Origin of the sequence: Streptomyces sp. NBC_00210 (assembly GCF_045160975.1) — a bacterium.
GTDB lineage: Bacteria > Actinomycetota > Actinomycetes > Streptomycetales > Streptomycetaceae > Streptomyces.
In genome coordinates this window covers 7,123,782-7,146,946 of sequence record NZ_CP108120.1, presented here as the reverse complement: position 1 = coordinate 7,146,946, position 23,165 = coordinate 7,123,782, and the positions used below count along the sequence as shown (strand labels likewise).

Genomic DNA, 23,165 nt, shown 5'->3' with positions numbered 1-23,165 from the left:
ATGATCAGGCTCCTGTGGTGGATCCGGGGCGGACGATCATCAGGACGGTCACCGTGGCCCACAGCAGGTTGAACACCCCTGTGTACATCCCCAGTTGCCCGGCCGTCCGACGGAGGGCCGTCGCGTCCCGCACTCCGTCCGTGGCGTCGAGGGCGGCCAGGACGGAGCTCTGACGTGGCAGCACGAGTGCGGCGAGTACGGCCGCGGCGGCGACGGTCAGCGCGATCGAGGTGAGGAGCCAGGGGCTGCCGAGTACGTGCAGGCTGTTGGCGGTCGCCAGGCCGAACACCGGCACCACGACCGCGATCACGGCGTACACCCGGCAGATTCGGTGCAGGGTCCGCACCGTGGCGAGAGCCGCTGCATCTTCGGGTGCGGCCAGGGCGCGGCGGGTGGCGGGCGGGAACATACTGGCGGCCACGGTCACGGGACCGATGGCGATGATGGCCGCCAGGACGTGGACGGTGAGCAGGAATTTCGTCATGTCGGTTCCGGGGGCTTCCGTCAGGCGTCCGCGGCGCGGTGACCGGTGACCTTGGTGGAGGGCAGCCGGCCGGCCTTGGCTGTGCCGGTCAGCTCGTCGCCGTGGACAGCGACGTCGAAGGCCAGGTTGAGGCGCATCGGCCGGGTGACCGACTGCCGCCAGGTCAGCCGGTCGGCCTGGAGTGTGAGATCGGACAGCGGGACCTCTTCCGCCTCGCCCGCGGCGACGCCGCGCAGTGCGCCGTCCTCGGTGAAGAACCGCAGTACGGCCCGCTGCTTGCCGATCGGGGTGGCGATGACGAGGTTCCAGGTACCTTCGACAGACATATGGGGTGCGCTTTCTCGAGTGCTAGGGAGCCGGGCGTTCAGGGGGTGGACGTCAGAAGCCGGCAGGGACCGGGCCGGTGGCGCGCCAGACAGTGCCCCGGCGCTCGTGCGCGAAGAGCTGCTCTACGGCGTGGGCGATGCGGGGGCCGAGTTCGCGCTCCAGCAGATACAGGCCGAGGTCCAGGCCGGAGGTGACGCCCGCGCCGGTCACCAGGTCGCCGTCGTCGACGACGCGGGCGTCGATCGCGACCACGCCGGTGGCGTCCAGCAGGTCCAGACCCAGGTGGTTGGTGGTGGCGTGCCGGCCATCGATCAGCCCGGCCATGGCGAGGATCATGGAGCCGCCACAGACGGTGGTCATGGTCAGCCCCGGACGGTCGAGGGCCTCCTTGAGCAGGGCCGGCAGTCCGGTCTGCAGCGAACGGCCGAGCAGAGCGGGGATGGAGTCCTCGTTCCCAGGGGCGTCAGGGTTGGAGAGGTCGCCGATGGGGCCCGCCGCTCCCGGCACGAGGACCAGGTCCGCGCGTTGCGGGTCGAGTGCGGCGGTGGCTCGCAGCGAGAGCAGTCCCGAGCCGCTGGGCACCTCGCGCGGACCCTCGGCCGAGACCAGCTCGACCTGCAGCGCGCCCGGTGCCGCCATCCCGCCGGCGAACAGCACCTCGTAGGGGGCGATGACGTCCAGCGGGTCGAATCCGTCGAACAGCACGATCTGACACAGCATCAGGAGTGATCCCTTTCTGTTGGAGCAGTGCCCTCGGTGGGGCGCGGACACCGACGCTAGTCACGGCCCGGACGGCCCAGTAGTGGCTGAAGTGCCAGATCCCAACGGATTCCGGCCAAGAGGCCCGTGGGCCGTCCCACCAGTGCAGAAGAGGGGGAAGGCAGGTGGAATCGGTTGGCCGGGACCCGGCGTCCTCCTATGGTTGAGCCATGCATACCGTGGCTGTCCTCGCCCTGGACGGAGTCATCCCCTTCGACCTGTCCACCCCTATCGAGGTGTTCGGACGAACGCGGCTCCCCGACGGGCGCCCCGCCTACCGCGTCCGTGTGTGCGCGCCCACCGAGGAGGTGGAGGCCGGCGCGTTCACGCTACGTGCGCACTGGCCGCTGGACACGCTGGCCGAGGCGGACACGATCGTCGTGGCCGGCATCAGCGACCCCTCCGCTCCCGTTCCGGACGAGGTCCTCGACGCCCTGCGGGGGGCCGCCGCCCGGGGCACCAGACTCGCCTCGATCTGCTCCGGCGCCTTCGTCCTGGCCGCCACCGGACTCCTGGACGGCCACCGGGCCACCACCCACTGGGCCGCCGCCGCGCAGCTTGCCGCCCGCCACCCCGCCGTCGACGTCGACCCCGACGTTCTCTACGTGGACAACGGCCAACTGCTCACCTCGGCCGGAGCCGCCGCCGGGCTGGACCTGTGCCTGCACATGATCCGAAGCGACCTGGGCTCTGCCGTGGCCGCCGACGCGGCCCGCCTGTCCGTCATGCCGCTCGAACGGGAGGGCGGACAGGCCCAGTTCATCGTCCACGAGCAACCGCCTGCCCCACGTGGCTCGGTGATCGAGCCCCTGTTGCGGTGGATGGAGGACAACGCGCGCCGGGACCTCACACTCGACGATCTCGCCTCGCAGGCCGGGATGAGCGTACGCACTCTGAACCGGCGGTTCCGGGAACAGACCGGCACCTCACCGCTCCAGTGGCTGCAACGGGCGCGGATCCGCCAGGCCCAGTACCTGCTGGAAACCACGGGCCACCCCGTCGACCGGATCGCCACGCAAGTCGGCTTCGGGTCGCCCACCGCATTCCGGGACCGTTTCAAGCGCCTCGTGGGCACCAGCCCGCACGCCTATCGGCGCGCCTTCCAGGGTGCGTGACGACGTGTGTGCGACGTGTGTGACGCGGATACGCCGGAAACCCCCGGCGGGCACGAATACGCAACCGCCCCGGCTGGGATCCCAGCCGGGGCGGAACAGGTGCGAACGGAGGGCGGTCGCCTCGCGTCAGCCGAGGGTCGCGTCAGCCGAGGGTCGCGTCAGCCGAGGGTCGCAAGAGCCTGGTTGAAGCTCGTCGACGGACGCATCACGGCCGAGGCCTTCGACGCGTCCGGCCGGTAGTAGCCGCCGATGTCGGCCGGCGAGCCCTGCACCGCGATCAGCTCGTCGACGATGGTCTGCTCCTGCTCGGACAGCGTCTGAGCGAGCGCGGCGAACGCCTTGGCGAGCTCCGCGTCGTCGGTCTGCTTCGCCAGCTCCTGAGCCCAGTAGAGCGCCAGGTAGAAGTGGCTGCCACGGTTGTCGATGCCACCCAGCCGGCGGCTGGGCGACTTGTTCTCGTTGAGGAAGGCGCCGGTCGCCCGGTCCAGCGTGTCGGCGAGCACCTGGGCGCGCGCATTGCCCGTCGTCTGCGCGAGGTGCTCGAAGCTGACCGCGAGCGCGAGGAACTCGCCCAGGCTGTCCCAGCGCAGGTAGTTCTCCTTGACGAGCTGCTGGACGTGCTTGGGCGCGGAGCCGCCGGCACCGGTCTCGAACAGTCCGCCACCGTTCATGAGCGGGACGACGGAGAGCATCTTGGCGCTCGTGCCGAGCTCCAGGATCGGGAACAGGTCGGTCAGGTAGTCGCGCAGCACATTGCCGGTGACCGAGATCGTGTCCTCGCCGCGGCGGATGCGCTCCAGGGAGAACGCGGTCGCCTCGACCGGGGACATGATCTCGATCTGCAGACCCTCGGTGTCGTGCTCGGCGAGGTAGGTCCTGACCTTCTCGATGAGGGTCGCGTCGTGCGCGCGGCCCTCGTCGAGCCAGAACACCGCCGGGTCACCGGTCGCGCGGGCGCGGGTGACGGCGAGCTTGACCCAGTCCTGGATCGGCAGGTCCTTGGTCTGGCACATGCGGAAGATGTCGCCGGCGCCCACGGTCTGCTCGAGCACGGCGTTGCCACCGCCGTCGACGACCCGCACCGTGCCCGTGGTGGGGATCTCGAAGGTCTTGTCGTGGCTGCCGTACTCCTCGGCCTTCTGCGCCATGAGGCCGACGTTGGGCACCGAGCCCATCGTCGAGGGGTCGAAGGCGCCGTTCGCGCGGCAGTCGTCGATGACGACCTGGTAGATGCCGGCGTAGCTGCTGTCGGGGAGGACCGCGAGGGTGTCGACCTCCTGGCCGTCCGGGCCCCACATGTGACCGGAGGTGCGGATCATGGCCGGCATGGAGGCGTCGACGATGACATCGCTCGGTACGTGCAGGTTGGTGATGCCCCGGTCGGAGTCGACCATCGCCAGGGCCGGGCCCTCGGCGAGCTCGGCCTCGAAGGACGCCTTGATCGCCGCGCCCTCGGGCAGCGACTGAAGGCCCTTGAGGATGCCGCCGAGTCCGTCGTTCGGGCTCAGTCCGGCCGCGGCGAGCGCCGCGCCGTGCTCGGCGAACGTCTTCGGGAAGAAGACCCGTACTACATGGCCGAAGATGATCGGGTCGGAGACCTTCATCATCGTGGCCTTCAGGTGCACCGAGAACAGCACGCCCTCGCTCTTGGCACGCGCGACCTGCGCAGTGAGGAACTCCCGCAGTGCCGCTACCCGCATCACGGACGCGTCGACGACCTCGCCCGCGAGTACGGGAACCGACTCGCGCAGAACGGTGGTGCTGCCGTCGTCCCCCGCCAGCTCGATGCGCAGCGATCCGGCCTCGGCGATGACCGCGGACTTCTCGGTGGAGCGGAAGTCGTCGGCGACCATGTGCGCGACGTTCGTCTTCGAGTCGGACACCCACGCGCCCATCCTGTGCGGGTGCGCCTTGGCGTAGTTCTTCACCGACGCCGGGGCACGGCGGTCGGAGTTGCCCTCACGCAGCACCGGGTTGACGGCACTGCCCTTGACCTTGTCGTAACGCGCACGGACGTCCCGGTCCTCGTCGGACTTCGGGTCGTCCGGGTAGTCCGGCAGCGCATAGCCCTGCTCCTGCAGCTCGGCGATCGCCGCCTTCAGCTGCGGGATCGAAGCCGAGATGTTCGGCAGCTTGATGATGTTCGCGCCCGGCGTCTTGGCCAGCTCGCCGAGCTCGGCGAGGGCGTCGTCGATCCGCTGGCCCTCTTCCAGATGCTCGGGGAAGCTGGCGATGATCCGCCCCGCGAGCGAGATGTCACGCGTCTCCACAGTGACCCCGGCCGTCGAGGCGTACGCCTGGACGACAGGCAAGAACGAATGGGTTGCCAGGGCCGGGGCCTCGTCAGTGTGCGTATAGATGATGGTCGAGTCAGTCACCGGGTGCTCCGCTCCACGTCTGCAACATTGCTCGACATCAAGATATCTCGTGTCCGACCCCCTCTCGGCAGGGCCCTGGCTCCTTGTCGACGGCAGACCTGTCGACGGCTGACTCACTGCTCACGGCGGTGCGCGCCGAGTGAACGCATGACCGACCGGTGCCGCGCGAAAAAATCTGCCGGCCTCGGCCGCGTCGGATGTCGATCCGGCGGAAGGCCATTCGTATAGAGGGTGAGCGGCAGGCAAGAGGCCGCCGCCGTACCGAGGAGTCAGACCATGAAGCATTACCTGCTCAGCATCTACCAGCCCGACGGACCGCCGCCGCCTCCCGAGTTCCTGGATCCGATCATGCGGGACCTCGAGGCCGTCAATGCCGAGCTCAGGGCGGCCGGTGCCTGGGTGTTCGCCGGGGGTCTGCACCCGCCGAGCACGGCCACCGTGGTGCGGCTGAAGGACGACGAGGTGCTCACGACCGACGGTCCGTACGTCGAGGGCAAGGAGCACATCGGCGGGTTCACGGTGATCCAGGCGGCCGATCTGGACGCCGCGCTCGAATGGGGCCGCAAGCTCGCCCGGGCGATCACCCTCCCGATCGAGGTGAGGCCGTTCCAGCACGTATCCACCGGGTGACGTCCGGCATGCCGGAAGTGCCCGCATCGGTGATGGAGCGCGTGTTCCGCGAGGAGTACGGCCGCGCGGTCGCCGTCCTGGTCCGCGTCTTCGGTGACATGGATGTCGCCGAGGAGGCGGTCCAGGACGCGTTCACGACGGCGGTGCAGCGGTGGCCGTCCACCGGAGTGCCCCCGAGCCCGGCGGGCTGGATCATCACCACCGCCCGCAACCGGGCTATCGACCGCCTGCGCCGGGAGGCGTCCCGCGCCAACCGGCACGCCCAGGCCGCCCTGCTGCACGCCCGTGACGAAGGAGCCGAGGAGGGACCTGTGCGCGACGACCGGCTTCGCCTGATCTTCACCTGCTGCCACCCGGCGCTCGCCCCCGCCTCGCGCGTCGCCCTGACCCTCAGGCTCCTCGGCGGGCTCACCACCGCGGAGATCGCGAGCGCGTTCCTGGTCGCCGAACCGGCCATGGCGCAGCGCCTGGTCCGCGCCAAGGGCAAGATCCGCGACGCAGGCATCCCTTACCGGGTCCCGCGCGACGCCGATCTCCCGGACCGCCTGCGGGATGTGCTCGCCGTCGTCTACCTCATCTTCAACGAGGGCTACACGGCCAGTTCGGGTGAGCGTCTGGTGCGTGACGACCTCTGCGCGGAGGCGGTCCGCCTCGGCCGGCTGCTGGCCGAGCTGATGCCCGACGAGCCGGAGGTCAAGGGGCTGCTGGCGCTGATGCTGCTCACCGAGTCGCGCCGGGCCACCCGCACCGCGTCCGACGGCGGCCTCGTCCTGCTGGCCGACCAGGACCGCGGCCGCTGGGACCGGGCCCTCATCGCCGAGGGCCAGGAGCTGGTCCGGCAGTGTCTGCGGCGTGACCAGCCGGGTCCGTACCAGATCCAGGCGGCGATCAACGCGGTCCACAGCGATGCGCCGGTCGCGGCGGCCACCGACTGGTCGCAGATTCTGCAGCTGTACGACCAGCTGCTCGCCCTCGGCCCGAACCCGGTCGTGGCTCTCAACCGCGCGGTCGCGGTGGCCGAGGTGGAGGGCCCGGCGGCGGCACTCGCCCTGGTCGACGGGCTCGCTCTCGACCGCCATCACCTCTTCCACGCCATCCGCGCGGACCTGCTCCGGCGGCTGGGACGCGACGAGGAGGCGGTACGGGCATACGAGACGGCGATCGAGCGAACCGAGAACGCGGCCGAGCAATCCTTTCTGCAACGCAAACGCGAGGCGCTCGGCAAAGACAGGCACTAGTTCGCCGTGCGGTGCGCGCCGAGCCGGGCGGGCGGCCTCGGCGGCGGTACGTGCATCAGGCGGCCGTCTGCAGGCACAGGCTCCAGCGCCCCGCCTGACCGGTCAGCGTGACGGTCGACAGCGGCCGGACGTCCACGTTCCAGTACGACGAGGGCGGCGCTTTGAGTGCGTACACCAGGGCAGCTCGTACGACTGCGGGCTCGGCGACGGCCACGATGGAGCGGCAGTCCTCGGCGGGGCGGGTGTCCAGCCAGGCCCCTATGCGCGCTATGAACGCCAGCAGCGGCTCGCCACCGTGCGGGGCCGAGCGCGGGTCGGCGAGCCAGGCGTCGACGGCGCCCGGTTCGCGGGCGGTCACCTCCGCGAGGGTGAGGCCGCGCCAGCGGCCCATGTCGCAGTCGCGAAGAGCGAGCTGGACGAGCGGCGCATAGCCGAGTGCATCGCCGGTCGCGCGGCTGCGGGCGGTCGGCGCGCAGTAGCGCAACTCTGCCGCGCTGAGTGGCACCAGGGCGTGCGCGGCGAGCTGGACCTCGTACCAGCCCGCCTGGTCGAGCGGCCGGTCGTCGTCGAAGCGCTCCGCGAGCAGGGCGGAGCTGCGGGCGGCCGCGACGAGCGTCATCCGGACAGTCATGGCGCGATCGTGGTTGCGAAACCCCCGCAGGTCAAGAGGTGACTTAAGGCGAGGTGGCAGCCGGTCGGCGGCCATGGCCGGGCGCTGTCAGTGGCGGCTGCCATGCTCGGATCATGGCGGAGACGAGCGGGGCGACCGCGACGGACCATCTGTGGTTCGGCGAGGATTTCGACGATCTTTACGAGGCGTACTGCATCACGCTGGTGCGCGGCAGTGCACCCGAGGCCCTGCTGTCGCGCCTCGGCGCCGCGCAGCACATCCGGGTCACCGGGGTGCACGAACTGATCGAGCCCGCGTACGACGCGTGGGACATGCTCCTGGCGACCGCCGGGTTCACAAGCGGCATGGCACTGCTGCCCAGCGGCTCGTGACGGCAGGTCGGCCCCGCATCTCGTGCCGGCCGGTCACTCCAACCACTTGTGACGGTTGATCAGCCCGGCTGGCCTGTGCCGGGCCGGTCAGCCAGCACCTCGTCGCAGGCGCTTCGCAGCCGTCGTACGCCTTCGGCGATCTCGGCCGTTCCTGCGACGCCGGCAAAGCTCAACCGCACATGTCCGGCCGGGGGTTCGGCGCAGAAGTAGGGGCGTCCGGGGGCGAGTGCCACACCCGCGCGCAAGGACGCGGAGAGCAGGGCGGCCTCGTCCGCGCCGTCGGGGAGGCGCAGCCAGAGGTGGTAGCCGCCGGACGGGATGTGCGGGAGGGCGAGTTCTGGCAGGCCGAGGCGGAGGGCGGCGGTCAGCGTGTCGCGGCGCGCCTTCAACTCCCCTGACACGGAGCGCAGATGACGGCTCCAGGCGGGTGAGCCGACCAGTTCCAGGGCGGCTTCCTGAAGGGGGCGGGGGACGAAGAAGTTGTCGACGACATGGATGGCGCGCAGCCGCTCCAGCACCGGCCCGCGAGCCGCCAGCATGCCCACGCGCAGGCTGGCCGAGGTCACTTTGGTCAGCGAGCTGACATGGACGACGACTCCCTCGTGGTCGTCCGCGGCGAGCGGGCGCGGCAGGGGGCCCGCGTCCTCGTGGACCAGCCTGCGGGCGAAGTCGTCCTCGACGACAAAGGCTCCGGCCTCGCGGGCGATACGCAGCACATCCGGGCGGCGCTCGGCCGAGAGCACCGCTCCGGTCGGGTTCTGGAAGAGCGGCTGGCAGACGAAGACCCGGGCGCCGGTCGCCCTGAAGGCGGCGGCGAGCAGTTCCGTACGCACTCCCTGCGCGTCCACCGGGACCGGCACCGGCCGCAGCCCGGCGGCCCGGGCGATCGCCAGCATGCCCGGGTAGGTGGGGGATTCCACGAGTACGGGGGCGCCGGGCGGGGCGAGCGCGCGCAGCGCGGTGGTCAGCGCGGACTGACCGCCCGCCGTGATCAGTACGTCCGCCGCGCCGATGGTGCCGCCGAGGCCGCGCGCGAACCACTCGCGCAGCTCGGGCAGTCCGTCGGTGGGCGGCCTGCCCCAGGCGCCGGGCCGTCGTCCGGCCCGGGCCAGCGCGGCGGCCATCGCCCGCTCCGGCTGGAGGGAGGGATGCAGATAGCCGCCGTTGAACTCCACGACTCCGGGCGGCGGTGCGGCGAGCGTGGCCAGCACCCCCGCGGCGTCGACGGCGCGCGGCACCAGCTCGGTCGCGGCGTCGGCGCTGAGAGAGACCTCCTGCCAGGAGGTGTCCCCCGGTGCCTGGGCGGTGTCGGTACGGGGCTGCGCCCGGAAGGCACCGGCGCCGGGGCGGGTGACGACCAGGCCCTCGGCGGCGAGCTGAGCCAGCGCGCGGGACACGGTCACCGGAGAGACACGGTACTTCTCGACCAGCACCCGACTCGACGGCAGCTTCCCACCCGGTGAGTAGCGGTTGAGCTCCCGCTTCAGGACATTCGCCAAATCCGCCACACTGCTACGCTCTTGCATGACAGCACAGGATAGCGCTACTCCCACCACCTCGATAGCGGTCAGCAATGGCACCCTTCTCGCCGCGCTGGGCGTCGTCGCCTTCTCGCTCACCTTCCCGTCCACCGTCTGGGGCCTCGAGAGCTTCGGCCCCTGGTCGCTCGTCGCCGTACGGAGCGTCATCGCCGCGCTGATCGCGGGCGGCTTTCTGCTCGCGCTGCGCGTGCCGCTGCCCGAGCGCCGCCACTGGGCCGGGCTCGTCGTGGTGGCCGGCGGCGTGGTTGTGGGCTTTCCCCTGCTGACGACACTGGCGCTTCAGACCTCCACCACCTCGCACGCGGCCGTGGTGGTCGGGCTGCTGCCGCTGACCACCGCCGCCTTCGCCGCCCTGCGCACGGGACGCCGCCCCTCGCGCACCTTCTGGCTGGCGGCGCTCGCCGGCGCCGCCGTGGTGATCGTCTTCACCGTCCAGCAGAGCGGCGGCGCGCTCCAGGCCGGCGACCTGTATCTCTTCGGCGCGCTGCTGGTCTGCGCGGCCGGCTACACCGAGGGCGGCAGGCTGGCCAGGCTGATGCCGGGCTGGCAGGTGATCGGCTGGGCCCTGATGCTCTGCCTGCCGCTCAGCCTCGCCGGATCGGCTCTCGCGCTGTGGGTCGAGCCGGTCCGGCTGACGGCGCACGGTGCGATCGGACTGCTCTGGGTCGCCGCCGGTTCGACCTTCTGCGGCCTGTACGTCTGGTACCGGGGCATGGCGTCGATCGGCATCGCCAGAGCCAGCCAACTCCAGCTCGCTCAGCCGCTTCTCACCCTCGTCTGGTCCGTGTCCCTGCTGGGCGAGCGGCTGTCCGCCGCCGCTCCGGTTGCGGCCGCCGCCGTTCTGGTCTGCATCGCGGTCACCCAGTGGGCCCGAATCTGAGGGTGCAACTCCCGCCCCCGGCCGTAGACTCGAAACACGGACCACCGCCTTCGAGGAGGTCACTCCCGATGCATGCGAACACGGGCGACAAGCTGCTGGTGCACGGCAGGACCGTGGGACAGCACGACCGCTTCGCCGAAGTCGTCGAAGTCCTCGGACAGGACGGCACTCCCCCGTACCGCGTCCGCTTCGAGGACGACGGGCACGAGGCGCTGATGTCGCCGGGCCCCGACACGGTCGTAGTTCCGCGGCACTAGCGGCGCCTGACCGGCCTTGCCCCGGCTCGGCCCAGCAGGCCCTTCCTGCCCCGGCCCGGCCCAGCAGACCCCTCCTGACCCGGCCCGGCACGGCATGACCCTGCCCGGCCGGGCATCGGCATGCCCTGACCCGGCTCGTCGTCACTCCGGCGGCCGCACCCTGGTCGGATAGTGGTCGGCCACCACCTTGGCCATCGCCCCGATCCGGTCGGCCGTGACCTCCTTCGCGGCGAAGAAGCAGTGCCCGCGCACACCGGAGCAGGAGCGCGCCAGCGTGAGATGGCGGGACAGTTCGGCGGGATCCTGCCAGGGCGCGGGCTGAGCCGGATCGCCTGCCTTGTAAAGGGCCTCACCCGCGTAGAGGTCGACGCCGGTGCCCCGTACCACGTCGTTCCACCAGGGCAGCAGCTTGGCGTAGTCGGCCGGGGCGAAGCCGATGTGCCAGTAGATCTGCGGGACGACGTAGTCGATCCAGCCCTTCCTGACCCACTTGCGGGTATCGGCGTGCAGATCGTCGTACGTCTGCACACCGGCCCTGGTGTCCGAGCCGAGTGGGTCGGTCGCGGCATTGCGCCACACACCGAACGGGCTGATCCCGAAGGGAAGGTCCTCCTTGGCCTTCTTGATCCGCTCGGCCATTTCCCGGACCAGCCGGTCGGTGTTGTCCCGCCGCCATGCGGCTTTGTCCGGGAAGCCAGCGCCGTAGCGCGCGTAGGCGTCGTCGTCGGCGAAGACCTGTCCTGCGACCGGATACGGATAGAAGTAGTCGTCGAAGTGCACGCCGTCGATGTCGTAGCGGCGCACGGCGTCCATCATCGCTTTCTGGACGAAACGGCGGACCTCGGGAATGCCGGGGTTGTAGTACAGCTTCCCGCCGTACGGGAGGACCCACTCCGGGTGCACCCGCGCGGGATGGGTCTCGACCAGCCTGGTCAGGTCGGTGTGATTCGCGACGCGGTACGGATTGAACCAGGCATGCAGCTCGAGACCGCGCCGATGGGCCTCGCGCACGGCGGTGCCCAGCGGGTCCCAGCCGGGGGCTTGACCTTGCAACCCGGTGAGGTACTGCGCCCAGGGCTCGTACGGCGAGGGCCACAGGGCGTCCGCGGTCGGCCTGACCTGGAGGACGACGACGTTCAGCTTCCGGGCGACGGCGGTATCGAGGTGGGCCAGGAGCTCGGCGCGCTGCTCGGCGGCGGTGAGGCCGGGCCTGGACGGCCAGTCGCGGTTGGCGACGGTCGCGAGCCACATCCCGCGGAACTCCCGCTCGGGCCCGTGTCCCCGGTGTGCGGACGAGCGCTCGGGGGCGGCGGCCGCGTCCCCGGCCGTCGCGAGCGCGGCCAGCGCTCCGGCCGCCGTCATCACAAAGCGCCTTCTGCCGATCCGTGCCATGTCCTGCCCCCTGGGGATTGCCGGTGCCGGCGGCCGTTGCGGCACAGCATGCCCGCCCCCTGGCCGTCGTGCACACGCACATCCGGAGTAACGTCGGGGGGTCGAGGCGGGCACCGGAACCATACGGGGGCCTGCCGCAGTGGATCAGCGAAAGGCACGAGGTGACGGACTCAATGGCCGACATTGCACGCGTCGGAGTGGTGGGCTGTGGCCAGATGGGCGCAGGCATCGCGGAGGTGTGCGCCCGCAGCGGCCTCGAGGTGAAGGTCGCCGAGACCACGGGCGAGGCCCTGGAGATCGGCCGCACGCGCCTCTACAACTCCCTCTCGAAGGCCGCCGAACGCGGCAAGATCACCGAGGAGGAGCGCGACGCGACGCTGGAGCGCCTCAGCTTCACCACCGACCTCGGGGAGTTCACCGACCGCGATCTCGTCATCGAGGCCGTCGTGGAGAACGAGCAGGTGAAGACCGAGATCTTCCAGGTGCTCGATCAGGTGGTGACCCGCCAGGACGCGATCCTCGCCTCCAACACCTCCTCCATCCCGCTGGTGAAGCTGGCCGTCGCGACCTCCCGTCCGGACCAGGTCATCGGCATCCACTTCTTCAATCCGGCCCCGGTCCAAAAGCTCGTCGAGCTGATCCCGGCGCTCACCACCTCCGAGGAGACGATCAAGCGCTCCGAGGCCGTGGTGCAGCAGGTGCTGGACAAGCATCCGATCCGCGCCCAGGACCGCTCGGGCTTTGTGGTGAACGCCCTGCTCATCCCGTATCTGCTCTCCGCGATCCGGATGTTCGAGTCGGGCATCGCCAGCCGTGAGGACATCGACAACGGCATGGAGCTCGGCTGCGCCCACCCGATGGGTCCGCTCAAGCTCTCCGATCTGATCGGCCTGGACACCGTCGCCTCGGTCGCGGACTCGATGTACGCGGAGTTCAAGGAGCCGCTGTACGCCGCTCCCCCGCTGCTGCAGCGGATGGTGGACGCCGGCCGCCTGGGCCGCAAGTCGGGCTCCGGCTTCTACCCGTACTCCTGATCCGGCCGTAGCCCTGATCCGGCCGGGCGCGTGACGGCTTCGTACTCCTGATTCACACGGAGTGTGCGGGGCGTGCCCGCATATGCCGTGCGCACACGCTCCCGCCCTCCGACCAGGGAGAGTTGACTCGGTTCCGCTTCAGTCAAGGGTCCGCTGTCCAACTTTCCCGAAGAGGAGCCAATCAGTGACCACCACCGACCCTGATCATTTAGTGGTCGTCGAAGAGTTCGCCGAGTTGCGCCGCAGCCTCGACGTCGGCCTCGCCCGTATCGACGGGCACCTGGCACTGCTCGCACAGCGCAATGACCAGATCGACCGGGATCTCACCGATCTGGCAGCGCGTGTCGGGACACTCGAGCACACCAGGTGGCCGCTGCCCGCCGTGGCCGCGCTGACCGCTCTCGGAGCTCTGGCGATTGCCGTCTGGCAGACGCTCGGCCACTGACCGCCGAGGTCAGCCCAGCCGCAGATGGTGGAGCATCAGCAGCCCGGCCGCCATGTTGGCGGCCGGGACCTCGCCGCGGGCGACCATGTCGGGGACCAGCTTCAGCGGTATCCACTCGCGGCGCGAGGACTCGAAGTCGTCCTCGGGGTGCCCGATGTACGTCGCGTCCTCGGCCCAGTAGAGGTGGTGCCGGGCGTCGGTGAGACCGTTGGACGGCTCGACCGTCATGAGGTGCTGGAGGGGGCCCGGGCGCCAGCCCGTCTCCTCCTCCATCTCGCGGGCGGCCGCGGCCTCGATGTCCTCGCCGTCCTCGACGACTCCCGCGGCGAGCTCCCAGCCCCAGCTGTTGGTGATGAAGCGGTGCCGCCAGAGCATCAGTACCTCGTTGGCCCGGTTCACCGCGGTTGCCACGGCGACCGGCCGGAGCCGGATGAGGAAGTGGTCCAGGTGCCGGCCGTCAGGGAGCACGACGTCGGCCAGGTTGACCCTGAACCAGCGGTTTTCATACACAGTTTGTTCGCTTAAGTTCGTCCACTGCACTTTTCTGCCACCTTCCGACAAGTAGATGGCAATATCGCAGCAGGAGCGCGGTCAGAGGGGAACGCGCAGTGCCCCGTCGATGAGTTCGGCCGCCTCGTCCGCATTGGTGCATCCGCTCGCCACGAGATGCTTGCGCACCGCGCGCAGCCGGTCCCTCAGTCGCTGCGACTCCATCCCCCTCGCCCGCTCCACCATCTCCGCCGCGGTGTGCGCCGCCCGGTCCACCTCGCCCTGGCGCAGCTCGATCTGGCTGAGCATGGCGAGCCGGTGGACCCGGCCGCGGTCGTGCGCGGGAGTGTCCACGGCCGCCGCGGCGTGCTCGCGCGCCGCGGGCAGATCGCCGAGGCTGAGCAGGGCCTCGGCGACCTGGACGTTCACCAGGCCCGGCTGGACGTAGCCGGTCTCGTCCGGCTCGGCCCCCGGAAGGATCCGCTCCGCCTCCAGTTCCGCACGGCGGATGCACCGAAGCGCACTGCCGCCGTCGCCGAGATGCGCGTACGCCTTCGCCTGCATCGCGTACAGATCGGCGGCCAGCGCCGGGGTGATCTGATGCCCGGCGGCCCGCAGCGCCGCCTCCGCGAAGGCCACCGCCTGCCGGTGCTCGGCCATGAACAGCGACTGGTTGACCAGCAGCGCGATGACATACGCCCCAAGTCCCCGGTCCCCGCTGGCCTTTGCGAGCCGCAGTGCCTGATGGAAGTAGCGCTGGGCGAGGCCGTGCGCATTGGAGTCGTACGCACAGATCCCGGCGACCGCCACCAGACCGCCCGTCGCACGGTGCAGTTGACGGCCGAGGGCATCGCTGTACCCGCCGCGCAGCAGCGGCGCGGTCTCGGCGTTGAGGAAGCCGACGATGCGGGCGCGGGTGGCGATGCCGCCCGCCTTGCGGTACATGAGCTCGTAGTGCGCCCGGGCGGCGCGCAGCATCTTGATGTCCGCCATGCTGACGCGCGTCTGGCCGGAGCGGGAGACGTCGCAGTCCTCCGGAGGGTTCTCCCACTCCCACACGGGCATGACGGCGGGCGTCCCGGTGACCGCGGGCGCCTCGATGATGTGCGGACGCTGCTGCTCGTCGGAGCGCCACAGTGCGGTGGCGCGCTCCACGAAACCGCAGAGCGGCGAGCCGGGCGGCGTACCCGCGTCGCCGGCCACTCCCAGGCCGATGTCGCCGAGCGTTATTGCCCGGCGCAGCCGGGCCGCGAGCACCTCGCAGATCAGGTCGGGCACCTGGCCGCGTGGCCGCTGGCCCTTCAACCACCGTGCCACGGCCGTATGTTCGTACCGCAGTGACAGGCCTCTTGCCCGGCCCGCCTGGTTGACGCGGGCGGCGAGACCCGCGTTGGAGATGCCCGCCTCGTCGAGCAGGGCGTCGAGCAGGGTGTTGGGCTGCATGGGGCCCCTCCGGTGGCTCGGTGGGCTCAGCCTAGTGGAGGGGGATTCGCACGGGGTGTGAACGGAGTGCCCCGATCTGTGCCCCGCGCGCTCTGCCGCCGTGCCACGTGCGCCGGTTGACTGAAATGCCTCTCAAGGAGGCGGCCGGGCCGCCGGCTCCCCCTCGTACAGTGCGGCGGCCCTCGATCGCGTCGTCTGCCCTGCTGATCTGCCCGACACTCCGCGGCAGGGCGGGCGGCGCCGGCCGCACGGCAATCCCTTGGTTGCCGGTCGCTGCACATGGCTGCAGGTGGCTAGCTAGCGATTGGAGGGTTCGCGCCGGGTTCGGCGCAGGGCGGTGTCACCGCACTGCGTCGGCACCCGGGACCGGTCGTTGCGCAGCACGAGCAGCGCCACATCGTCGGCGAGCCGCCCGCCGGTGTGCCGCAGCAACTGCGAGTGAACGGTGGTGATGACGGCGGCGGGCGAGACCGGCGAGCCGAGTGTGGCCTCAGCCAGCACGGCCTCGGCGAGCACGGCTTCCAGACCGAAGAACTTCCCCGACGCGTCACGGGCGTCCGCCGCCCCGTCCGTGTGCAGAAAGAGCCCCTCACCGGGCAGCACCCGCGCACACCGGTGCACCGGCAGCTCGGCGGGGAGCGGAAACAGGCCGAGCGGCGGCAGCGGTTCGCCGCAGGCGAGCGGCGCCACGCCACGGCAGCGCAGGTGGTACGGGCAGGGGTGGCCGCAATTGAGTGCCGCCACACCGCCGTCGGCCCCGATCTCCAGCAGCAGTACGGTGACGAACTCCTCCGCCGACGGGCTCTGCGGCTCTCCCCCGCCGACCGCCGGATGCTCGTCCCGGGCGCGTTCCCGCAGATGCCGCTCGATCGCCCGGTCCAACCGTCGTAGTACGCCGCCGAGTTCGGGCTCGTCGTAGGCGGCCTCCCGGAAGCTGCCGAGCACCGCGGCGACCGCCCCGATCGCGGGCAGGCCGTGGCCGCGAACATCCCCGATGACGATGCGGACGCCGTACGGCGTCGCCACCGCCTCGTACAGGTCACCGCCGACCACGGCACCGCGGCTGACGGAGAGCTGGCCCGCGGCAAGAGCGAGCCCGTCCAGTCGCGGCGGCAGCGGCCGCAGCAGCACCCGCTGCGCGGCATGGGCGATTTCGCGGACGCGTCTGAGCTCGCGGCTCAGCTCCCGCCTGATCCCGAGCACAAGCCCGGCGCCGACGGTGAAGAAGACGACGCCGGTGACGATCCGCTCGCCAAGACTCTCCGGCTGTTCCTGCGGGCAGGCGATCTTCCAGGTGAGGGCGGCGACGCCCCACGCGGTGGGAAGCATCAAGGGAAGAAGCCGCCGGATCCGTGAATCGCCGACGCGCGCTGCCCTCGCCCGCCGCAAGGCCGGAAAGGCTCCCCCAGACCAGATACGGATCATGCGGATGGTCCCCTCATAGGCCCTGTCCGGCGCGCAGCCCGCCCCTACGGTCGGGTCGATTCTGTCGACCGCCCGGCGCTCGGCGGGAACAACGCCCCACGTTCTCACCCAAATGAGTGAGGCGGGGTCCCTCCCCTCCCACCGGCGCAAAAAGGGGCGCACCCGGTGGTCCGGATGCGCCCCTCAGCAGGCGTGATGCGGGTCGAAGGCGTCAGGCGCCGCGCAGAACCGCCCCGGTGCGCTCGGTCGCGAGCGCAACGGCGGCGTCCCGGGCGGCCGATGCCTCCTCGACCGTCAGCGTCCGGTCGCCGGCACGGAACCGCAGGGCGTACGCCAGCGACTTCTTGCCCTCGCCGATCTGCTCACCGGTGAAGACATCGAACAGCCGGATGGACTCGAGCAGTTCACCCGCGCCCTCCCTCAGCACCCGCTCGACCTCGGCGGCCGGCACGTCCTGCGGGAGGACCAGCGCGACGTCCTGGGTCGCCACCGGGAAGGTCGAGATCCGCGGCGCCTGGAGAACGCCCTCACCGGCGCGCTCCAGAAGGTCGAGCTCGACCTCCATGGCGCAGGTGCGCTCCGGCAGTCCGAGCGCCTTGATGACGCGCGGGTGCAGTTCGCCTGCGTGGCCGACAAGGGTCTCCTCGCCGTCCACGGTGGCGTACAGCGCGGCGTAGCGGCCCGGGTGCCACGGGGCGTGCTGGTCGGCGCGGACAGTGAGTTCGACGCCGGCCTCGCGGGCGACCGTACGGGCGGACTCGACCGCATCGGCCCAGTCGGCCGGGCGGCCCTTGCCCCACCAGCCGGCCTGCTCGCGCGCGCCCGCCAGGACGGTGGCGACCCGGCGCGGCTGGTGCGGCAGCGCCGCGTTCAGCGCGGCGATCTCCTCATCGGTGGGACGGCGGTCGACGGGCAGCTCGCCCGGGACCGTCTCCTCGCCGGTCGGCCGGAAGACCAGACCCGTCTCGAACAGGGCCAGGTCGTGCGAGCCACGGCCGTCGTTGCGGCGCAGCGCGGCGAGCAGACCGGGCAGCAGCGTGGTGCGCAGCGCCGGCTCCTCGTCGGAGAGCGGGTTGACCAGCTTGACGACGGTGCGTCGCGGGTCACCGGCGTCCAGCCCGAGCTGGTCGAACACGGCGTCACTGACGAACGGGTAGTTCGGCGCCTCGACGAAGCCCGCTCCGGCGAGCGCGCGGCCGACGCGGCGGTGCAGCCGCTGGCGGTCGGTGAGCCCGCGGCCGGCCGGCGGCCTCGGCAGCGTGGAGGGCAGGTTCTCGTACCCCTCCAGCCTGATGACCTCTTCGGCGAGGTCGTTCGGCGCGCCGAGGTCGGGACGCCAGGACGGGACGGTGACGACCAGGTCGTCCTGCCCGTACACATCGCAGCCGACCTCCTGGAGGCGGCGTACGACGGTCTCGCGGCCGTAGTCGACACCCGCGACGCGGTCGGGGTGGTCGGCGGGCATCGAGACCGTACGCGGCGCGGACGGCGCGATGATCTCGGTGACGCCGGCCTCCGCAGTGCCGCCCGCGAGCAGCACCAGCAGGTCGACGGTCCGCTGTGCGGCGGCAGCCGCGGCCTGCGGGTCGACGCCGCGCTCGAAGCGCTTGGACGCCTCGGAGGAGAGCTTGTGGCGGCGCGCGGCACGCGCGATCGAGACCGCGTCGAAGTGCGCGGCCTCGATGACCACCTCGGTGCTGGCACCGGCGGTGTCGTCGTGGTCCGCGATCTCGGTGTTGGCGCCGCCCATCACGCCCGCGAGGCCGATCGGCCCGCGGTTGTCGGTGATGACCAGGTCCTCGGCGTCCAGGACGCGCTTGGTCCCGTCGAGCGTGGTGAGCTTCTCGCCCTGCTCGGCGCGGCGGACGCCGATCGGGCCGTCGATGCGCGAGCGGTCGTACGCGTGCAGCGGCTGACCGAGCTCCAGCATCACGTAGTTGGTGATGTCCACGGCGAGCGAGATCGGGCGCATGCCCGCCTTCTGCAGGCGGCGCTGCAGCCAGATCGGGGAGCGCGCCTCCGGGTCGAGCCCAACGACGGTGCGCGCGGTGAAGCGGTCGCAGCCGATCGGGTCGCCGACCTGCACCGGGTAGCCGAATGCGTTCGGCGCGGGCACGTCGAGCAGCGCCGGGTCGCGCAGCGGCAGCCCGTACGCGATGGCGGTCTCACGGGCGACACCGCGCATCGACAGGCAGTAGCCGCGGTCCGGCGTGACGGCGATGTCGAGCACCTCGTCGACCAGTTCGAGCAGCTCGATGGCGTCGGTGCCGACCTCGACCTCGGGCGGCAGCACGATGATGCCGCCGCTGCCGTCGTCACCCATGCCGAGTTCGTCGCCGGAGCAGATCATGCCGTGCGAGGTCCTGCCGTACGTCTTGCGCGCGGCGATCGCGAAGTCACCGGGCAGCACGGCGCCCGGCAGGGCCACGACGACCTTGTCGCCGACGGAGAAATTGCGCGCGCCGCAGACGATCTCCTGCGGCTCGCCGGTTCCTCCCCCAGAGCCTTCGGCCTGGGAGATGCCCCCAGCCATGCCGACGTCGACGGTGCAGAAGCGGATGGGCTTCTTGAACTCCGTCAGCTCCTCGATGGTCAGCACCTTGCCGACGACGAGGGGGCCCTTGAGCCCGGCGCCGAGCTGCTCGACCGTCTCGACCTCGAGACCTGCCGCGATGAGCTTGGTCTGTACGTCGCGGCCGGTCTCCGTGGCCGGCAGGTCGACGTACTCCCGCAGCCAAGAAAGCGGGACCCGCATCAGATCTCCATCCCGAACGGCCGGGTGAACCGGACGTCACCCTCGACCATGTCTCGCATGTCTTCTACGTTGTGGCGGAACATCAGCATCCGCTCGATGCCGAACCCGAAGGCGAATCCGCTGTACTTCTCAGGGTCCACGCCGCAGGCGACGAGCACCTTCGGGTTGACCATGCCGCAGCCGCCGAGCTCGATCCAGCCTTCGCTGGAGCAGGTGCGGCAGGGCCGGTCCGGGTTGCCGACGGACTCGCCGCGGCAGACGTAGCAGACCATGTCCATCTCGGCGGACGGCTCGGTGAAGGGGAAGAAGTTCGGCCGCAGCCGGGTCTTCATGCCCTCGCCGAAGAGCGCCTGGACCATGTGGTCCAGGGTGCCCTTGAGGTCCGCCATGGTCAGGCCCTCGTCAACGGCGAGCAGCTCGACCTGGTGGAAGACAGGGGTGTGCGTGGCGTCCAGATCGTCGGTGCGGTACACGCGGCCGGGGCAGATGACGTACACCGGCGGCTCACGGTCGAGCATCGAGCGGATCTGCACGGGCGAGGTGTGCGTGCGCAGTACGACGCCGGAACTTCCCCCGGAGCCTTCGGCCTGGGTGGTGCCCCCACCACCATCCGTGCCCGCGACGAAGAAGGTGTCGTGTTCGCCGCGGGCGGGGTGGTCCGCGGCGATGTTCAGCGCGTCGAAGTTCAGCCATTCGGTCTCGACCTCGGGGCCTTCGGCGACCTCGTAGCCCATGGCCGTGAAGACGTCCTCGATGCGCTCGGAGAGCGTGGTCAGCGGGTGGCGGGCGCCGGCCGGGACCCGGTCGTGGGGCAGCGTGACGTCCACGGCCTCCTCGACGAGCACCCGGGCGTCGCGCTCGGCCTCCAGCTCGGTCTGGCGGGCGGCCAGCGCCTTGCTCACCACGCCGCGGGCCTGGCCCACGCGCTTTCCGGCTTCGGCCTTGGCCTGCGGGGGCAGGGCGCCGATCTCCCGGTTGGCGAGCGAGAGCGGCGAGGTGCCTCCGGTGTGGGCGACCTTGGCATGGGCGAGCGCTTCGAGGTCGCCCGCGGCGGCGAAGGCGGCGAGCGCCTCGTCCCGCATGCGCTCGATCTCTGCCGGTTTCAGTGCCTCGACCTCAACAGGGTCGTACGACTTATTGGGTGCGGACATCTCTTCCCGTACTTCCGATGGGCTGGCTGGGGCCCCCGCTCGTCGACCGAGGACGCAAAGGTGCCAAAGGACGAGTCTAACGGGGTGTGGAGAGGCGAATGAGCCCGCGGGCGGCTAGGCCCTCCCGTCACCCGCCACCACCCTGCCAGACGCTTCGCGACACCTCTTATTTCAGGTAGGCCGGGGCGCCCACGGGCAGAATAAATCGGAACTCGGCGCCACCGCCGGGTCCGCGGCCGACGGTGATCGTCCCGCCGTGCGCCTCGACGATGCCCTTGACGATGTAGAGCCCCAGGCCCGTGCCACCGCGCTTGCTCCCCCGCCAGAAGCGGGTGAAGACGCGGCCCATCGATTCCTCGGGGATACCGGGGCCTTCGTCGCTCACGGTGACGGCCGTACCCTTCTCGTCGTCCTTCGCCGATGCCGGCGCCACCTCGATGGTGACGGTTCCGGCACCGTGGCGCACCGCATTTTCCAGCAGATTGCCGAGCACCTGGTCGATCTTGTCCGGGTCGGCCCACAGGTCGGGCAGCCGGCGCTGGATGCGTACGAAGAAGCGGTCGGGGCTCTGGCCGCTGGCTATGTGCGCCTGGATGTGACGTCCGACGGCGGCCGCGATGTCGATGGGCTGGCGGCGCACTTCGAGCCGTCCGGAGTCGATACGGGAGATGTCGAGCAATTCGGCGATGAGCCGGGTGACACGATTGGCGTCGGCGTCGACCGTCTCCAGCATCAGCCGCTTCTGGTCGTCGGTGAACCGCTCCCACTTGGCGAGCAGCGTCGCCGTGAAGCCCTTCACGGAGGTGAGCGGTGAGCGCAGCTCATGGGCGACGGTGGCGATCAGCTCGGCATGGCTGCGTTCGGTGCGGCGCCTGGCCTCGGTGCCGCGCAGGCTGATGACGAGTCTGCGTATCGGCCCGGTCGGGTACTCGCGCACATAGCGGGCGGAGACGAGGACCTCGCGGCCGCCGGGCAGCAGGAGATTGCGCTCGGGCTGGCCGACGCGGGTGGCGAGTCCGCCGTACGGATCCGTCAGCGTCCACCAGCGGCAGCCCTTGAGGTCCTCCAGTGGCAGCACTCGCTCGAGCGGCAGGCCGAGGGCTTCGCCCTTGGACACGGCGGTGATCCGTACGGCCGCTTTGTTGAAGCAGATGACCCGGCCGTTCTCGTCGGCGACGACAAGGCCGTCGGGCAGGTCGTCGGGGTCGATCCCGACGACATCGTGACCGCCGGAGTGGCACAGCAAAGCCCCGTGTGTCTCCGCGGGCCTGCTTGTCCCGACCGCCATATCCCCGTACCCCACCTCTCCGCCGGCGCAGTGGGCCCCAAGCCCGTCACACTACTAGCTGGACGTGACCGAGCGGACCCCCTGAGCGAGTACTCCCACTCAGTGAGTACTGCCTGCGCGCTGGGCGCGCGCCGAGGCATAGAGGCATACGGCTGCGGCGGTCGCGAGGTTCAGACTTTCGGCTTTTCCGTGGATCGGCACGCGCACGACGGCGTCCGCGAGCGCGCGGGTCTCCTCCGGCAGCCCCCAGGCCTCGTTGCCGAAGATCCAGGCCGTGGGGCCGCCCATGGTGCCCGCGTCGAGCTCGTCGTCCAGGTCGTCGCCCGCGCCGTCGGCGGCCAGTACGCGCACCCCGGCGTCCCGCAGCCCCTGCACCGCCTGTTCGACGGGGACACCGACGGCGACGGGCAGATGGAAGTGCGAACCGACCGACGCGCGCACGGCCTTGGGGTTGTAGAGGTCGACGGAGGCGTCGGTGAGGACGACGGCGTCGGCACCGGCGGCGTCCGCACAGCGCAGCACCGTCCCCGCGTTCCCGGGGTCGCGTACATGGGCGAGTACGGCGACGAGCTTCGGCCTGGCCGCCAGGATCTCCTCGAACGGCGAGTCCAGGAAGCGGCAGACGCCGACGAGGCCCTGCGGGGTGACGGTCTGGGAGATCTCGGCGAGCACGGCGTCGGAGGCATGGTGCACCCGGGCTCCGGCGTTGTCGGCGGCGTCGACGATGTCCGCGTACCGCTCGGCGGCCTCGACGGTGGTGAAGAGCTCGACCAGCGTGGGCTCTCCGCCCGGGCCGCGGTGGGCGACGGCCTCGCGCACGGCCTGCGGGCCCTCGGCGATGAACAGGCGCTCCTTGATCCGGAAGGCGCGCTTGGCAAGCCGCCGGGCGGCGGTGACGCGCGGGGATCGCGGTGAGATCAGCTCGGGGGTGCGCATGTCGCCTGCGGCTCTCTGACTCGGGTCCGGGGTCGGCCCGGACGAACCTGCGGGTGCCCCCGCCCACGGGGCCCGGGAAGGGCTCGAGGTCCGACGGGGGTCGGGATGCTCCGAAACGGCGCACTGCGCCGCCCCGGGGCCAGGGCTTGCCGGGCCGGAGCTTCGGCAGCAGAGCGTGCATGCGGTGCCCGCATGC

General features: G+C 71.1%; 22 protein-coding genes. 8 read left to right on the top strand and 14 right to left on the bottom strand.

From position 1 onward, the window contains the following. Positions 1 to 4: 4 nt before the first annotated feature. Genes OG729_RS32375 through OG729_RS32365 form a run of 3 tightly spaced genes read right to left on the bottom strand, consistent with a single transcriptional unit; the run spans position 5 to position 1,531 of the window. Positions 5 to 484: a DUF2269 family protein gene (locus OG729_RS32375; RefSeq protein WP_405809459.1), complete on the bottom strand. Its 480-nt coding sequence runs from the start codon at positions 482 to 484 to the stop codon at positions 5 to 7. A gap of 20 nt (positions 485 to 504) precedes the next feature. Beyond that, the gene (locus OG729_RS32370) at positions 505 to 810 is read right to left on the bottom strand and encodes a hypothetical protein (protein ID WP_405809457.1); all 306 of its coding nucleotides are present in this window, start codon (positions 808 to 810) and stop codon (positions 505 to 507) included. Between the two features lie 52 nt (positions 811 to 862). Next, positions 863 to 1,531: a DJ-1/PfpI family protein gene (locus OG729_RS32365; protein ID WP_405809456.1), complete on the bottom strand. Its 669-nt coding sequence runs from the start codon at positions 1,529 to 1,531 to the stop codon at positions 863 to 865. 209 nt (positions 1,532 to 1,740) lie between these two features. On the opposite strand from OG729_RS32365, the gene OG729_RS32360 reads away from it, so the two are divergent. Then, positions 1,741 to 2,685, top strand: coding sequence for a helix-turn-helix domain-containing protein (locus OG729_RS32360; RefSeq protein ID WP_360876220.1), 945 nt, complete (start codon positions 1,741 to 1,743; stop codon positions 2,683 to 2,685). A gap of 158 nt (positions 2,686 to 2,843) precedes the next feature. On the opposite strand, the gene OG729_RS32355 is transcribed toward OG729_RS32360, so the two are convergent. Then, positions 2,844 to 5,063: an NADP-dependent isocitrate dehydrogenase gene (locus OG729_RS32355; RefSeq protein ID WP_405809454.1), complete on the bottom strand. Its 2,220-nt coding sequence runs from the start codon at positions 5,061 to 5,063 to the stop codon at positions 2,844 to 2,846. 276 nt (positions 5,064 to 5,339) lie between these two features. Here OG729_RS32355 and OG729_RS32350 point away from each other — a divergent pair, with 276 nt between their 5' ends. Then, entirely contained in the window at positions 5,340 to 5,693 is a 354-nt protein-coding gene (locus OG729_RS32350) for a YciI family protein (protein ID WP_360876216.1), read from the top strand. Positions 5,694 to 5,701: 8 nt separating this feature from the next. Next, the gene (locus OG729_RS32345) at positions 5,702 to 6,931 is read left to right on the top strand and encodes an RNA polymerase sigma factor (protein WP_405809452.1); all 1,230 of its coding nucleotides are present in this window, start codon (positions 5,702 to 5,704) and stop codon (positions 6,929 to 6,931) included. Positions 6,932 to 6,986: 55 nt separating this feature from the next. On the opposite strand, the gene OG729_RS32340 is transcribed toward OG729_RS32345, so the two are convergent. Continuing rightward, a complete protein-coding gene (locus OG729_RS32340; protein WP_360876212.1) occupies positions 6,987 to 7,562 on the bottom strand; it encodes a histidine phosphatase family protein in 576 nt (191 codons plus the stop codon). A gap of 113 nt (positions 7,563 to 7,675) precedes the next feature. Here OG729_RS32340 and OG729_RS32335 point away from each other — a divergent pair, with 113 nt between their 5' ends. After that, a complete protein-coding gene (locus OG729_RS32335) occupies positions 7,676 to 7,933 on the top strand; it encodes a DUF6461 domain-containing protein (protein WP_405809450.1) in 258 nt (85 codons plus the stop codon). A 59-nt stretch (positions 7,934 to 7,992) separates the two neighbouring features. Here the strand turns inward: OG729_RS32335 and OG729_RS32330 are convergent, their stop codons facing one another. Next, positions 7,993 to 9,459, bottom strand: coding sequence for a PLP-dependent aminotransferase family protein (locus OG729_RS32330; protein ID WP_405809448.1), 1,467 nt, complete (start codon positions 9,457 to 9,459; stop codon positions 7,993 to 7,995). On the opposite strand from OG729_RS32330, the gene OG729_RS32325 reads away from it, so the two are divergent. Then, positions 9,458 to 10,354 carry a DMT family transporter gene (locus OG729_RS32325; protein ID WP_405809446.1) on the top strand — a complete coding sequence of 299 codons (897 nt, stop codon included), beginning with the start codon at positions 9,458 to 9,460 and terminating at the stop codon, positions 10,352 to 10,354. The two genes, OG729_RS32330 and OG729_RS32325, sit on opposite strands and share 2 nt — an antisense overlap. A 68-nt stretch (positions 10,355 to 10,422) precedes the next feature. Continuing rightward, a complete protein-coding gene (locus OG729_RS32320) occupies positions 10,423 to 10,611 on the top strand; it encodes a DUF1918 domain-containing protein (protein ID WP_360876204.1) in 189 nt (62 codons plus the stop codon). A gap of 141 nt (positions 10,612 to 10,752) precedes the next feature. On the opposite strand, the gene OG729_RS32315 is transcribed toward OG729_RS32320, so the two are convergent. Next, positions 10,753 to 12,003 (bottom strand): glycoside hydrolase family 10 protein, encoded by a 1,251-nt coding sequence (locus OG729_RS32315; protein ID WP_405809443.1) that lies wholly within the window; start codon positions 12,001 to 12,003, stop codon positions 10,753 to 10,755. A gap of 173 nt (positions 12,004 to 12,176) precedes the next feature. Here OG729_RS32315 and OG729_RS32310 point away from each other — a divergent pair, with 173 nt between their 5' ends. Together OG729_RS32310 and OG729_RS32305 are read left to right on the top strand one after the other, a co-directional pair. After that, positions 12,177 to 13,037 (top strand): 3-hydroxybutyryl-CoA dehydrogenase, encoded by an 861-nt coding sequence (locus OG729_RS32310; RefSeq protein WP_405809441.1) that lies wholly within the window; start codon positions 12,177 to 12,179, stop codon positions 13,035 to 13,037. Between the two features lie 184 nt (positions 13,038 to 13,221). Further along, positions 13,222 to 13,482: a hypothetical protein gene (locus OG729_RS32305; protein WP_405809439.1), complete on the top strand. Its 261-nt coding sequence runs from the start codon at positions 13,222 to 13,224 to the stop codon at positions 13,480 to 13,482. 9 nt (positions 13,483 to 13,491) lie between these two features. Here OG729_RS32305 and OG729_RS32300 read toward each other — a convergent pair whose 3' ends face one another. The 7 genes from OG729_RS32300 to OG729_RS32270 form a co-directional block, all read right to left on the bottom strand. Continuing rightward, entirely contained in the window at positions 13,492 to 14,022 is a 531-nt protein-coding gene (locus OG729_RS32300; protein ID WP_360876197.1) for an NUDIX domain-containing protein, read from the bottom strand. 51 nt (positions 14,023 to 14,073) lie between these two features. Next, positions 14,074 to 15,414 (bottom strand): transcriptional regulator, encoded by a 1,341-nt coding sequence (locus tag OG729_RS32295; protein ID WP_405809438.1) that lies wholly within the window; start codon positions 15,412 to 15,414, stop codon positions 14,074 to 14,076. 297 nt (positions 15,415 to 15,711) lie between these two features. After that, entirely contained in the window at positions 15,712 to 16,743 is a 1,032-nt protein-coding gene (locus OG729_RS32290) for a PP2C family protein-serine/threonine phosphatase (protein ID WP_360876193.1), read from the bottom strand. Positions 16,744 to 17,050: 307 nt separating this feature from the next. Continuing rightward, positions 17,051 to 19,594, bottom strand: coding sequence for a phenylalanine--tRNA ligase subunit beta (pheT, locus tag OG729_RS32285; protein WP_405809436.1), 2,544 nt, complete (start codon positions 19,592 to 19,594; stop codon positions 17,051 to 17,053). After that, positions 19,594 to 20,745 (bottom strand): phenylalanine--tRNA ligase subunit alpha, encoded by a 1,152-nt coding sequence (pheS, locus tag OG729_RS32280; RefSeq protein WP_405809434.1) that lies wholly within the window; start codon positions 20,743 to 20,745, stop codon positions 19,594 to 19,596. Before pheS ends, pheT begins: the two co-directional genes overlap by 1 nt. A gap of 166 nt (positions 20,746 to 20,911) precedes the next feature. Next, the gene (locus tag OG729_RS32275; protein ID WP_405809433.1) at positions 20,912 to 22,033 is read right to left on the bottom strand and encodes an ATP-binding protein; all 1,122 of its coding nucleotides are present in this window, start codon (positions 22,031 to 22,033) and stop codon (positions 20,912 to 20,914) included. A 99-nt stretch (positions 22,034 to 22,132) separates the two neighbouring features. Continuing rightward, positions 22,133 to 22,969: a TrmH family RNA methyltransferase gene (locus OG729_RS32270; protein WP_405809432.1), complete on the bottom strand. Its 837-nt coding sequence runs from the start codon at positions 22,967 to 22,969 to the stop codon at positions 22,133 to 22,135. Positions 22,970 to 23,165: the final 196 nt, after the last annotated feature.

Excerpts from the sequence above, each read along its gene's own strand:
- OG729_RS32375 (WP_405809459.1), bottom strand. The coding sequence starts at position 484 with ATGACGAAATTCCTGCTCACCGTCCACGTCCTGGCGGCCATCATCGCC.
- OG729_RS32370 (WP_405809457.1), bottom strand. The coding sequence starts at position 810 with ATGTCTGTCGAAGGTACCTGGAACCTCGTCATCGCCACCCCGATCGGC.
- OG729_RS32365 (WP_405809456.1), bottom strand. The coding sequence starts at position 1,531 with ATGCTGTGTCAGATCGTGCTGTTCGACGGATTCGACCCGCTGGACGTC.
- OG729_RS32360 (WP_360876220.1), top strand. The coding sequence starts at position 1,741 with ATGCATACCGTGGCTGTCCTCGCCCTGGACGGAGTCATCCCCTTCGAC.
- OG729_RS32350 (WP_360876216.1), top strand. The coding sequence starts at position 5,340 with ATGAAGCATTACCTGCTCAGCATCTACCAGCCCGACGGACCGCCGCCG.
- OG729_RS32345 (WP_405809452.1), top strand. The coding sequence starts at position 5,702 with ATGCCGGAAGTGCCCGCATCGGTGATGGAGCGCGTGTTCCGCGAGGAG.
- OG729_RS32340 (WP_360876212.1), bottom strand. The coding sequence starts at position 7,562 with ATGACTGTCCGGATGACGCTCGTCGCGGCCGCCCGCAGCTCCGCCCTG.
- OG729_RS32335 (WP_405809450.1), top strand. The coding sequence starts at position 7,676 with ATGGCGGAGACGAGCGGGGCGACCGCGACGGACCATCTGTGGTTCGGC.
- OG729_RS32325 (WP_405809446.1), top strand. The coding sequence starts at position 9,458 with ATGACAGCACAGGATAGCGCTACTCCCACCACCTCGATAGCGGTCAGC.
- OG729_RS32330 (WP_405809448.1), bottom strand. The coding sequence starts at position 9,459 with ATGCAAGAGCGTAGCAGTGTGGCGGATTTGGCGAATGTCCTGAAGCGG.
- OG729_RS32320 (WP_360876204.1), top strand. The coding sequence starts at position 10,423 with ATGCATGCGAACACGGGCGACAAGCTGCTGGTGCACGGCAGGACCGTG.
- OG729_RS32315 (WP_405809443.1), bottom strand. The coding sequence starts at position 12,003 with ATGGCACGGATCGGCAGAAGGCGCTTTGTGATGACGGCGGCCGGAGCG.
- OG729_RS32310 (WP_405809441.1), top strand. The coding sequence starts at position 12,177 with ATGGCCGACATTGCACGCGTCGGAGTGGTGGGCTGTGGCCAGATGGGC.
- OG729_RS32295 (WP_405809438.1), bottom strand. The coding sequence starts at position 15,414 with ATGCAGCCCAACACCCTGCTCGACGCCCTGCTCGACGAGGCGGGCATC.
- OG729_RS32290 (WP_360876193.1), bottom strand. The coding sequence starts at position 16,743 with ATGCTTCCCACCGCGTGGGGCGTCGCCGCCCTCACCTGGAAGATCGCC.
- pheT (WP_405809436.1), bottom strand. The coding sequence starts at position 19,594 with ATGCGGGTCCCGCTTTCTTGGCTGCGGGAGTACGTCGACCTGCCGGCC.
- pheS (WP_405809434.1), bottom strand. The coding sequence starts at position 20,745 with ATGTCCGCACCCAATAAGTCGTACGACCCTGTTGAGGTCGAGGCACTG.
- OG729_RS32275 (WP_405809433.1), bottom strand. The coding sequence starts at position 22,033 with ATGGCGGTCGGGACAAGCAGGCCCGCGGAGACACACGGGGCTTTGCTG.
- OG729_RS32270 (WP_405809432.1), bottom strand. The coding sequence starts at position 22,969 with ATGCGCACCCCCGAGCTGATCTCACCGCGATCCCCGCGCGTCACCGCC.